Here is a 12,059-nt window from a genome sequence, read left to right as displayed (position 1 = left end):
ACAGAATTTCTTGACGACCATAGAGCATTGGAACCACCTGATCCCATCCCGAACTCAGTAGTGAAACGATGCATCGCCGATGGTAGTGTGGGGTTTCCCCATGTGAGAGTAGGTCATCGTCAAGATTCATTTCGCAAAACCCCTATCTGCACATGCAGGTAGGGGTTTTGTCTTTATGGGCCAAAAAATCTGGCCCTGCTCGAATCCAGCGGGCACGCCCGCTCCCGCGGCCTGATGGCATTCGGCCGTTTTATGTACGCATGATATCGTTCCCCTCTCAGCCATCAGCGCCTCCAGAGACCTTCCGATGCTCAACACCGCCCATCTCCACCCTGGCTTCATGATCGTCCACGGCAACCGCCTCGACGACCTGCGTAGCCTGGTAGTGAGCTGGATGCGTCGCTACCCGCTGGCGCCTCTGGAAAACGAAATTGCCCTGGTGCAAAGCAACGGTATCGCCCAATGGCTCAAGCTGGCCCTGGCTGAAGATCCACTGGAGGATGACCTGGGCGGCTGCGGCATCGCCGCTGCAATCGATGTGCAACTGCCCGGTAGCTTTATGTGGCAGCTGTACCGCAGCGTGCTTGGCCGTAGCGAAATTCCCGAAGTGTCCCTGCTCGACAAGGCACCACTGACCTGGCGTCTGATGCGCCTGCTGCCAGCGCTCATCGAGCGCCCGCACTTCGAGCCACTGCGGCGCTTCCTCACCGACGACAGTGACTTGCGCAAGCGCTACCAGCTGGCCGAGCGCCTGGCCGACCTGTTCGACCAGTACCAGGTCTACCGCGCCGATTGGCTCAAGGACTGGGCCACCGGCGAGCATGTCATCAACACGGCCCGCGGCGAGCGCAAAGTCCTGCCGCCAGGCAACCGCTGGCAAGCCGAGTTGTGGCGAGCATTGCTGGAGGATGTTGGCGAGCAAGGCATGGCACAGAGCCGCGCCGGAGTACACCAACGCTTCATCGAGCGCATCTCCAGCCTGGAGCAGGCGCCTGCCGGGCTGCCACCGAGGGTGATCGTGTTCGGTATCTCTTCGCTGCCGGCCCAGGCCCTGGAAGCGCTGGCAGGCCTGTCGCGTTTCAGTCAGGTCCTGTTATGCGTACACAACCCATGCCGCCACCACTGGGCCGATATCGTCGCCGACAAGGACCTGTTGCGCCACCAGTACAAACGCCAGCAACGCAAGCAAGGCATGCCCTTGCAACTGGACGACCAGACACTTCACCAGCATGCCCATCCGTTGCTGGCAGCCTGGGGTAAACAAGGCCGCGACTACATCAACCTGCTCGACAGCTATGACGACCCGGGCAGCTACCAGGGCGTGTTCAGCGACGGCCGCATCGACCTGTTCAGCGATGGTTCACCCACCACGCTGCTCAACGAACTGCAGGACGACATTCTGGAGTTGCGCCCGCTCGCCGAGAGCCGTGAACTGTGGCCGCCAGTGGACACCACAAAAGACCGCTCGATCCGCTTCCATATCGCGCACAGCCCGCAACGTGAAGTGGAGATCCTCCACGACCAGCTGTTGGCCCGCTTCAGCGCCGACCCTACTTTGCGCCCGCGCGACGTGATCGTCATGCTGCCGGACATCGACACTTACGCGCCACATATCCGCGCCGTCTTTGGCCAGTTGCAGCGCAACGACCCGCGCTACATCCCGTTCACCCTGACAGACCAGGGCCAGCGTGGTCGCGAGCCTTTGCTGATCGCGCTTGAGCACCTGCTCAAACTGCCTGACAGCCGCTTCGCGGTCAGCGAAGTGCTCGACTTGCTGGACGTGCCGGCAGTCCGCGCCCGCTTCGGCATTCGCGAAAACGACCTGCCTACGCTGCACCGCTGGATCGAGGGCGCTGGCATCCGTTGGGGCCTTGACGCCGACCAGCGGGCGAGCCTTGGTTTGCCCGCCGGGCTTGAACAGAACAGTTGGCGTTTCGGCCTGCGCCGCATGCTGTTGGGTTATGCCGTGGGGGTAGGCGAGGCCTGTGATGGCATTGAACCCTACGATGAAATCGGTGGCCTGGACGCTGCACTGATCGGCCCGCTGGTCGCGTTGCTCGATGCGCTCGAAGTCGCCTGCCAGGCCTTGTCCGAGCCTGCTACCGTCAGCCAGTGGGGAGAGCGACTGCATGCTTTGCTGAACGTGTTCTTCCTCGCCGAGGACGAGGGTGATGAATTCCTGTTGATGCAACTGCAGGATTTGCGCGATAGCTGGCTTGAGGTATGCGAGACCGTCGGCCTGCACGACCCGCTACCGCTTACCGTGGTACGTGAAGCCTGGCTGTCGGGCCTCGATCAGGGCAAGCTGTCGCAACGTTTCCTCGCCGGCTCGGTCAACTTCTGCACACTCATGCCCATGCGCGCGATCCCTTTCAGGGTGGTCTGCCTGCTGGGCATGAACGATGGCGACTACCCGCGTGCGCAGCAACCGCTGGACTTCGACCTGATGGCCAGCGACTACCGCCCTGGTGATCGCTCACGCCGCGAAGACGACCGTTACCTGCTGCTTGAAGCGCTACTGTCGGCACGTGACCAGCTGTATGTCAGCTGGGTAGGGCGCAGTATCCGCGACAATAGCGAACGCCCGGCCTCGGTGCTGATCGGCCAGTTGCGTGATCACATCGCTGCGGGCTGGCATTTGGCCGACGCGCAGCAGGAGCAGCCCGCGAAACCGGGCGAGCAACTGTTGCACGCACTGACCCAGGAGCACCCGCTGCAGCCGTTCAGCCCTCGGTACTTCCAGAAGGGCAGCCCACTGTTCAGCTATGCCCATGAATGGCAGGTGCTGCACCAGCAGGGTGAGGCAGATGAGCAGAGCGAGCCGGGCCTGCCGCCTTATCAGGACGCTGAAGCCCTGAGTCTGCACCAGCTGAATGATTTCTTGCGCCACCCGGTGCGGCACTTCTTCAGCCAGCGCTTGAAGGTGTACTTTGAGGCGCTGGAAGCGCCCACCCCGGACGAAGAGCCCTTCGTCCTCGATACCCTGCAACGCTACGGCGCCAGTGAAAGCCTGCTTGGCGCCGCCTTGGCCGATCCAGACAACGCCGAACAGGCCTTGCGCGCCCAGGCCCGACGCCTGCAGGCCTGCGGTTTACTGCCGCTAGCCGGTTTCGGCGAACTGCTGCAGAACGAGTTGATCGAACCGCTGCCGGATCTGCTGCAACGTCACCAGCAATTGCTGCAACGCTGGCCACAGCTGGTCGAGGGCGCTTTGCCGGTGCATTTCGAGCACGGTCAGCATCGACTTGAGGGCTGGCTGGGCCGGGTGTTCCAGGCGGAAGATCAGAGCCTGCTCAGCATCACCACAGTACCCAACACCATCAGTGCCGGGCGCAACAACCTCAAGTGGCACCGCCTCATTGCGCCCTGGGTTACGCACCTGGCGGCCTGTGCAGCGGGCTACCCCTATAACAGTGCATTGGTAGCCAGTGACCTGACCCTGTTGCTTGCACCGCTGCCGCAAGCGCTGGCCGCGCAACTGCTGGGCGACCTGTTGGTGGCCCGTCAGGCGGCAATGAATGCGCCGTTGCCAGTCGCGGCCAAGACCGCATTCGCCTGGTTGGCCCAGGACGATGCCGATAAAGCAATGGCCGCAGCCGCTCGCGCCTACGAAGGCGACGAACGCACCAGCTTTGGCGAGCGAAGTGAAAGCATTGCCCTGGCCCGCCAGTTCCGGGACTTTGCAGCACTCACCGCTGACGAGACGTTTGAAGGCTGGTGCGAAACCTTGTACCGCCCGTTGTTCACCGCCCCTTGGCAGACCTTGGGCAACCCGGAGAAAGGCGCATGACCCAGGACCGTCCTCTGGCACTGAGTTTCCCTCTGCACGGTAGCCAGCTGATCGAGGCCAGCGCTGGCACGGGCAAGACCTTCACCATTTCGGCGCTGTACCTGCGCCTGATCCTCGGTCACGGTGGCGAGCAGGGCTTCGAGCGCGAGCTGCTGCCACCGCAGATCCTCGTGGTGACCTTCACCGACGCCGCCACCAAAGAGCTGCGTGAGCGCATCCGCGCCCGCCTGGCTGAAGCCGCACGTTTTTTCCGTGGCGAACTGGAAGGCGCCGATCCACTGTTGCACCAGCTGCGTGACGATTACCCGCAAGAGACTTGGCCGCGTTGCGCCGGCCGGTTGGAAATCGCCGTGCAGTGGATGGACGAGGCTGCGGTATCGACCATCCATGGCTGGTGCCAGCGCATGCTGCGCGAGCATGCCTTCGACAGTGGCAGCCTGTTTACCCAGACCCTGGAAACCGACCACAGCGAGTTGTTGGGCCAGGTCATGCGCGATTACTGGCGGCGCTTCTGCTATGGGATGCAAGGTGACCCACTGGCCTGGGTGCGCAGCAACTGGGGGAGCCCCGACGCCTTGCTGCCGCGCATTCGCCCGCTGTTCGGCCGTGTGCGCGCCCAGCAGGATGGGCCAGAGCCCGCCGCATTGATCCAGGCGTCGCTGCAGCAACGTGGCGCACAGTTGGCGCGGATCAAGGCACCATGGGCGCAGTGGGCCGAGGAGCTGCGGCAAATCTGCCGCGATGCGCTGGCTGCCAAGCAGGTCGACGGCCGCAAGATGCAAGCCCGTTACTTCGAGCCCTGGTTCGACAAGCTCTGCGCTTGGGCCAGTGATGAGCAACTGGTAGAGCTCGACTTGGGCACCGGCTTTACCCGGCTGACCCCGGCGGGCATGGCCGAGGCATGGAAGGGAGAACCTCCCGAGCACCCAGCCCTCAACGCCATGCAGCACTTGCAGCAACAACTGCAGGCCCTGGACAGCCCGGATGCACCGCTGCTCGAGCACGCGGCCAGTTGGGTATCGGCGCGTTTCGAAGTGGAGAAGCGCCGGCGTGCAGAAATGGGCTTCGACGACATGCTCGTGCGCTTGCAGCAGGCGCTCGCCAGCGAGGCCGGCGAGCGCCTGGCCAGCCTGATCCGTGAGCAGTTCCCGGTAGCGCTGATCGACGAATTCCAGGACACCGACCCGGTTCAGTACGGCATTTTCGAGCGCATTTACCAGATCAGCGAAAATCGCGCAGAAACCGGCCTGTTCATGATCGGCGATCCCAAGCAGGCGATCTACGCCTTCCGGGGGGCCGACATCTACACCTATCTTGCCGCGCGACGCGCCACCAGCGGTCGCCTGCACAGCCTGGACACCAACTACCGCTCCAGCAAAGCCATGGTCTCGGCGGTCAACCAGGTGTTCCTGCAGGCTGAGGCGCGTGAAGCGGGGCGGGGTGCATTCCTGTTCCGCGAGGCCGATGACAACCCGCTGCCATTCATCGAGGTGCGCGCCAAGGGGCGTGGCGAACAGCTGCTGATTGACGGTGAGGTCAGTGCGGCCCTGCAATGCTGGCAGCTGGAAAGTGAAGAGCCAGTCTCCAGCAGCGTTTACCGCCAGCAACTGGCCGCCAGTTGTGCCAGCCATATTGTTGCCTTGCTCAATGGCGGCCAGCAGGGCACGGCGGGCTTCCAGAATGCCGAAGGCGAATTGCGCGCCTGCTTGCCCTCGGACATCGCCATCCTGGTGCGCGATGGCCATGAGGCGCAGATGGTCCGCGCCGAACTGGCCGCACGCGAGGTGCGCAGTGTGTACCTGTCCGACAAGGACTCGGTGTTTGCCGCCCAGGAAGCCCACGACCTGCTGGCCTGGCTCAAGGCCTGCGCCGAGCCTGACTCGGAGCGCCTGCTCAAGGCTGCTCTGGCCAGCCTGACACTGGGCCTGTCGCTGGCCGCGCTGGACCGGCTTAACCAGGATGAGCGGGTCTGGGAGAGCTGGGTGATGCGTTTTCGCCTTTACCGAGATACCTGGCAGCGCCAGGGTGTGTTGCCGATGTTGCGCCACCTGCTGCATGACTTCCAGCTACCGCGCACGCTGATCCGCCGCAGTGATGGCGAGCGGGTACTGACCAACCTGCTGCACCTGGCCGAGCTGCTGCAGCAGGCCGCTGGCGAGCTGGACGGCGAACAGGCGCTTATCCGCCACCTGGCCGAGCACCTGGCCAGTTCCGGGCAGGCCGGTGAAGAGCAGATCCTGCGCCTGGAGAGCGACGAACAGTTGGTCAAGGTGGTGACCATCCACAAATCCAAGGGCCTGGAATATCCCTTGGTCTACCTGCCATTCATCTGCTCCAGCAAACCGGTGGATGGCAGCCGTCTGCCGCTGGCCTGGCATGACAGCGAAGGTAACGCCCACGTCACCCTTACACCTGACCAGGAGCAAATCGAGCGCGCTGACGACGAGCGCCTGGCCGAAGACCTGCGCCTGCTCTACGTGGCCCTGACTCGCGCCCAGCATGCTTGCTGGCTGGGTGTCGCCGACCTCAAGCGCGGTAATCAGAAGAGCTCGCAGCTGCACCGCTCGGCTTTTGGCTACCTGCTGGGGGGCGGCCTGGCCTTGGCTGGCTCGGCGCAGCTAGCGGACTGGTTGCAGGCTTTGGCGGCGAAGTGCCCGCACATCACTTGCCCAGGCCTGCCGCAGGCGGATGAGCAGATGTACCGCATGCCACACGCCGAGCGTGAACTGCTGCCAGCACGCAGGCCACGCCGTGCGGCTGCCGAGCACTGGTGGATCGCTTCCTACAGTGCCCTTCGTGTCGGCGATCAGACCCTCGACGCCGACAGCTCGCAGGCCCAGCAACTGCTGGATGACGAGGTGGCCGATGCCCAGGTGTTGCGCGAGGTCCCGGCCGACAGCGGCGATATCCATCGCTTCCCGCGGGGGCCTAACCCCGGCACCTTCCTCCATGGCTTGCTGGAGTGGGCAGGCCGCGAGGGCTTCAGCGAGGTCAGCGGTGACCCTCAGCTGATCGAGCGTACCGTTGGTCAGCGCTGCAACCGCCGTGACTGGACCGGCTGGATCCCCACCCTGAGCCACTGGATGCAACGTTTGCTGGGCGAGGCGTTGCCATTGCGGGGCGGCGACCAGAGCGTAACTCTGGGCCAACTGCGTCATTACCAGATCGAAATGGAGTTCTGGTTCGCCAGCCACCGGGTCGACGCAGAACAACTCGATCGCCTGGTGGCACGCCACACCCACCCCGGTCTGGCACGCCCGGCTGCGCAGCCGACCGTGCTCAACGGCATGTTCAAAGGGTTCATCGACCTGGCGTTTGAGCTGGACGGGCGTTACTACGTGACCGACTACAAATCCAACTGGCTGGGTGCGGACATCCAGGCCTACGATGCCATGGCTATGGAAAAGGCGATTCTTGACCACCGCTATGACCTGCAGTACGTGCTGTACCTGCTGGCCCTGCATCGCCAGTTGCGTGCGCGGCTGGCGGACTACGATTATGACCGCCATATTGGCGGCGCCCTGTTCATCTTCCTGCGCGGTGCCAGCAGCAGCGGCCACGGCGTGTACCACGTCAAGCCACCGCGTGAGCTGATCGAAAGCCTCGATGCGTTGTTCCGTGGCGAGCACGCGCCGGTACAGCAGGACCTGTTTGCCGGAGTTGCGCCATGAGCCGAAGCCTTGTCGACCTGTTGCCTACCCCTCTGCACGCAGAGCACCTGCTGGCGCTGGCACCACAGGACAACAGTGGTGACCTGCTGCAATTGCTCGACCGCTGGGTCGAGCGGGGCTGGCTACGTGCCCTGGATCGCGCATTCGTGTCGTTCCTGGACGAGCGCGCACCCGGCAGTGATCCCTTGTTATTGCTGGCGGCGGCGCTGGCCAGCCACCAGCTGGGGCACGGACATGTCTGCCTCGACCTGCAACAAACCTTGGCCGAGCCTGATTTCGCCCTATCGTTGCCGCCGGAAGGTGACGCCCTGATCGGCCCTTTGCTACTGCCATCGCAACTGCTCGCCAACCTCGACTTGAATGCCTGGCTTCAGCGCATCAGCGCCAGCCCACTGGTGGCGGCAGGTGATGCGCCTGGCCAGCAAGCCCGGCCACTGGTACTCAGTGGCGAGCGCCTTTACCTGCGCCGTTACTGGAGTTATGAGCGGCGCATCGACCATGCCCTGCGCCAGCGCCTGAGTCAGGCCGAAGCACCGCCTGCAGACCTGCCAGAGCGCCTGGCGCAATTGTTCGAGGGCGGCGCGCCAGCTGGCCAGGTGGACTGGCAGAAGCTCGCCTGTGCCTTGGCCACCCGTGCCGGTTTCAGCATCATCACGGGCGGTCCCGGTACCGGCAAGACGACCACCGTGGTACGCCTGTTGGCGTTGCTGCAGGCGCCGGCAGTGGAGCGGGGCAGGCCACTGCGCATTCGCCTGGCTGCACCGACCGGCAAGGCCGCTGCGCGCCTGACCGAATCCATTGGCCAGCAAGTCGAGCGCCTGCAAGTCAGCGCCGAAGTACGCGGGCAAATCCCAACTGAAGTCAGCACCGTGCATCGCCTGCTCGGCAGCCGCCCAGGCTCGCGGCACTTCCGCCATCATGCTGGCAACCCGTTGCCGTTGGATGTGCTGGTGGTCGACGAGGCGTCGATGATCGACCTGGAAATGATGGCCAACCTGCTCGATGCCTTGCCGCCGCGGGCGCGTCTGGTGCTGTTGGGCGACAAGGACCAGTTGGCCTCGGTCGAGGCCGGCGCGGTGCTGGGTGACCTGTGCCGGGATGCTGAGGAGGGTTTTTACTCGCCGACGACTGCCGCGTGGCTTGAGCAGGTCAGTGGTGAGTCGCTGGTCGGCAGTGGCCTCAAGGCCGGCGATGAGCAGCGCCACCCGCTGGCCCAGCAGGTGGTGATGCTGCGTTTTTCGCGGCGCTTCGGTGAAGGCAGCGGTATCGGCCAGTTGGCCAGGCTGGTCAATCGTCAAGACGCTCACGCGGCGCGCACCCTGCTGGCCACGGCGCCGGCCGATGTGCACAGCCTGGCGCTCAAGCACGAGCAGGATCGTGCTTTCGACCGTCTGTTACTCGACGGCCTGAACCGCGGGGCCGATGGCCCTCAAGGCTACCGCAGCTACCTGCGCACCCTTGGCCGTTACCGGCCGGCACTTGATACCGACTTTGACGACCCCGCCTGGGAGCAGTGGGCGGCCAAGGTGTTGCGCAGTTTCGAAGATTTCCAGTTGCTGTGCGCGGTGCGCCGGGGCGTCTGGGGTGTCGAAGGCCTCAACGAGCGGGTGGCGCGGGTGCTGCACAATGCCGGTCTGATCGACAGCCAGCAGCCCTGGTACGAAGGGCGCCCGGTGCTGGTGACCCGCAACGACTACGGCCTGGGCCTGATGAACGGTGACATCGGCATTGCCCTGCGCCTGCCCGATGAGCATGGCCAGCCGCTGCTGCGTGTGGCCTTCCCGCGCAACGACGGCAGTGGTGGTGTGCGGTTCGTTCTGCCGAGCCGGCTCAACGAAGTGGAAACGGTATTCGCCATGACCGTGCACAAGTCCCAGGGCTCGGAGTTCAGCCACACGGCCCTGGTGCTGCCGGATGCGCTCAACCCGGTGCTGACCAAGGAACTGGTGTACACCGGCATCACCCGGGCCAAGCACTGCTTCAGCCTGGTCGAGCCGCGCCAAGGCATTTTCGAGCAAGCGGTGGCCCGCAAAGTCCGGCGTATTTCCGGGTTGATGCTCGAGCAGGTCTAGAGCCATGAAACCCAATGCACATGGCCGCATGCACCTACAATAAAGCGGCCATGTGCTATCGTTGCGCCGATATCGGAAGGGGCTATAAGGGATTTCCCACATGAACGTGGCCGCAAGGCGAGTGACAAGCTGTGTGCTTTCGCTATTGCTGGCCGTCCTGTTCCTTTCTGCAGGCGCTGCCCGGGCAGACCCCGGTACAACTGCCGCCCAGGCACAGCAACGCGCCAAGGCAGTCACACAGGTAGTACTGGGTATCTTCAGCTACGCCCGCTGGCCCGTCGAACCTTCTCCTTTGCGCCTGTGCCTGGTCGGCCCGACCGAGTACGCCGACGATCTCATCAAGGGCCATGTCCAGGAGTCTGGCCGGCCGCTGCAGGTGCGGCGCCTGCTGGCAGAAGACACCCAGGTCGCCCAGGCCTGCGATGCCATCTACATCGGCAAGCTTGACCAGGGCCAGCGGGATCGACTGTTCCAGCGTATCGGCGGCCGCCCGGTGCTGAGCATCAGCGAGGCGGATGACCCATGCACGGTCGGCAGCCTGTTCTGCCTGCGGGTCAGCGACCAGCAGGTGGCCTTTGAGGTCAATCTCGACTCGGTGGCACGCTCTGGCGTGCGCATTCACCCTAGCGTGCTGCAATTGTCGCGGCGCCGGGCGGGGCAGCCATGAAGCAGCCCCGCAAGCGTACCGTGCGCCCGACCCTGCGCTCGGTGCTGGGCCGTGGCCACCTTAGCGTCGCCTTGCTTGCCGTTGGCCTGGCGGGTATTTCCCTCACGCTGCTGGGCGTGCTCGCCCTGCGTGTCTATGCCAACCATAACCTGCAGTTGATCGCCCGCTCGATCAACTACACCGTAGAGGCGGCGGTGGTGTTCGATGACAGCGCCGCCGCCAATGAATCGCTGGCGTTGATTGCCAGTACCGAAGAAGTGGCCGAGGCCAAGGTCTTCAACAACGAGGGCGAGCAACTGGCGCACTGGCAACGCGACAATACCGGCATGCTCGCGCAGCTGGAGGTGCAGGTTGCCACTGCCTTGCTGGAAGAGCCGGTCATTCTGCCTATCGTGCACCAGAACCAGCAGGTTGGGCACATCGAGCTGGCAGGTCAGGGCAGGAGCCTGTTGCTGTTCCTGCTCAGCGGCTTGGCCGGGATTCTGTTCTGCACGGTCCTCAGCGCCCTGGCTGCCCAGTATCTGTCGCGGCGCCTGCTCAGCGATATCACCCGCCCGTTGCGTGGCCTGGCCAGTGTCGCCCATGCCGCCCGCCGCGAGCGCCGCTTCGACCGGCGCGTACCAGAAGCGCCGATTGCCGAGCTCAACGAACTGGGTAACGACTTCAATGCGCTGCTGGATGAACTGGAGGTGTGGCATAGCCACCTGCAGAGCGAAAACCAGACCCTGGCCCATCAGGCCAGCCACGACAGCCTGACCGGCTTGCCCAACCGCGCCTTCTTTGAAGGGCGCCTGAGCCGCAGCGTGCAAAATGCGGCGCGCCAGCAGGACCACCTGGCAGTGCTGTTCCTCGACAGCGACCACTTCAAGCAGATCAACGACACCCTCGGCCACGCCGTGGGTGACGAGGTGCTGATCAGCGTGGCCGAACGTGTGCGCGCCCAGCTGCGTGAGCAAGACCTGGTGGCGCGCCTGGGGGGCGACGAGTTTGCCGTGCTGTTGACGCCTTTGCATTCGCGCAAGGACGCCGAACACATTGCCGAGAAGATCGTCGCCAGCATGAAGCTGCCGGTGCAACTGGACAGTGGCCGCAGTATCTCCACCTCGCTGAGTGTCGGTATTGCCTATTACCCGGATGACGGCGCTGACCCCGCCAGTCTTCTCAATGCCGCCGATGCGGCAATGTACCAGGCCAAGCGCAAACGCCGTGGCCATTGGCAAGTGGCGCAGACGGAACGGTCCGCCAACGAAATCAGGAACAGGAGTTGAACCCGTGATGCAAGCTTTGCGATTCCCGCTTTGGGCCTTGTTGCTCGCCCTGCTGGCGCTGACCGGTTGTCAGAGCGCCCCCCCCAAGGGCCTTACCCCAGAACAGATTGCTGTGCTCAAGCGCGAAGGTTTCACCCCGACCGATGAAGGTTGGGCCTACGACCTGTCTGGCAAAGTGCTGTTCGGCAGCGATCTGGACAGCCTCAACGGCCAGAGCCAGGCGATTGTCGAGCGCATCGGCAAGGCGCTGCTCGGCGTTGGTATCCAGGGCGTGCGGGTGGACGGGCATGCCGACTCGTCGGGCAAGGCGGCATACAACCAGCAACTGTCCGAGCGCCGCGCGCAAAGCGTGACCAAGGCGCTGGTGGAGGTTGGCATGCAGGCGCAGAACATTCAGAGCCGCGGACTGGGCAGCAGCCAGCCGGTGGCGGACAACCGCACCAGCGCCGGGCGTACCGAGAACCGTCGGGTGTCCATCGTGGTAGCGTCCTACTGATCGTCGCCGTACGGGCAGTCACAATCTCCAGTGAGAGCGGGCGTGCCCGCGAAGCAGGCAACGCGGTGTCTGGCACCGGCTTCGCCGGTGTTCGC

The 12,059-nt window shown here is 64.3% G+C and carries 6 protein-coding genes and 1 rRNA gene; all 7 read left to right on the top strand.

The annotated features are described in order from the left end of the window. The first annotated feature begins 9 nt into the window (after nt 1-9). The 7 genes from rrf (at nt 10) to ACF8RA_RS11275 (ending at nt 11,964) form a co-directional block, all read left to right on the top strand. Nucleotides 10-125 (top strand): 5S ribosomal RNA (gene rrf / locus ACF8RA_RS11305). Nucleotides 126-307: 182 nt separating this feature from the next. Beyond that, nucleotides 308-3,790: an exodeoxyribonuclease V subunit gamma gene (gene recC, locus ACF8RA_RS11300; protein WP_392519164.1), complete on the top strand. Its 3,483-nt coding sequence runs from the start codon at nt 308-310 to the stop codon at nt 3,788-3,790. Then, nucleotides 3,787-7,461 carry an exodeoxyribonuclease V subunit beta gene (gene recB, locus ACF8RA_RS11295; protein WP_392519163.1) on the top strand — a complete coding sequence of 1,225 codons (3,675 nt, stop codon included), beginning with the start codon at nt 3,787-3,789 and terminating at the stop codon, nt 7,459-7,461. Before recC ends, recB begins: the two co-directional genes overlap by 4 nt. Beyond that, complete coding sequence (gene recD / locus ACF8RA_RS11290) at nt 7,458-9,533, top strand: exodeoxyribonuclease V subunit alpha (protein WP_209963455.1); 2,076 nt, start codon at nt 7,458-7,460, stop codon at nt 9,531-9,533. The genes recB and recD overlap by 4 nt, the downstream gene beginning before the upstream one ends. A 100-nt stretch (nt 9,534-9,633) precedes the next feature. Continuing rightward, the gene (locus ACF8RA_RS11285; RefSeq protein ID WP_209963460.1) at nt 9,634-10,200 is read left to right on the top strand and encodes a YfiR family protein; all 567 of its coding nucleotides are present in this window, start codon (nt 9,634-9,636) and stop codon (nt 10,198-10,200) included. Beyond that, entirely contained in the window at nt 10,197-11,468 is a 1,272-nt protein-coding gene (locus ACF8RA_RS11280) for a diguanylate cyclase domain-containing protein (protein WP_392462190.1), read from the top strand. Before ACF8RA_RS11285 ends, ACF8RA_RS11280 begins: the two co-directional genes overlap by 4 nt. 4 nt (nt 11,469-11,472) lie before the next feature. Continuing rightward, a complete protein-coding gene (locus tag ACF8RA_RS11275; protein WP_392519162.1) occupies nt 11,473-11,964 on the top strand; it encodes an OmpA family protein in 492 nt (163 codons plus the stop codon). Nucleotides 11,965-12,059: the final 95 nt, after the last annotated feature.

It is taken from the genome of Pseudomonas sp. FYR_5 (genome assembly GCF_043106315.1).
Lineage (GTDB): Bacteria > Pseudomonadota > Gammaproteobacteria > Pseudomonadales > Pseudomonadaceae > Aquipseudomonas > Aquipseudomonas putida_Y.
The sequence above is the reverse complement of the archived record's forward strand: the minus strand, read 5'-3'. Positions and strand labels throughout refer to the sequence as shown.

Excerpts from the sequence above, each read along its gene's own strand:
- recC (WP_392519164.1), top strand. The coding sequence starts at position 308 with ATGCTCAACACCGCCCATCTCCACCCTGGCTTCATGATCGTCCACGGC.
- ACF8RA_RS11285 (WP_209963460.1), top strand. The coding sequence starts at position 9,634 with ATGAACGTGGCCGCAAGGCGAGTGACAAGCTGTGTGCTTTCGCTATTG.
- recB (WP_392519163.1), top strand. The coding sequence starts at position 3,787 with ATGACCCAGGACCGTCCTCTGGCACTGAGTTTCCCTCTGCACGGTAGC.
- recD (WP_209963455.1), top strand. The coding sequence starts at position 7,458 with ATGAGCCGAAGCCTTGTCGACCTGTTGCCTACCCCTCTGCACGCAGAG.
- ACF8RA_RS11280 (WP_392462190.1), top strand. The coding sequence starts at position 10,197 with ATGAAGCAGCCCCGCAAGCGTACCGTGCGCCCGACCCTGCGCTCGGTG.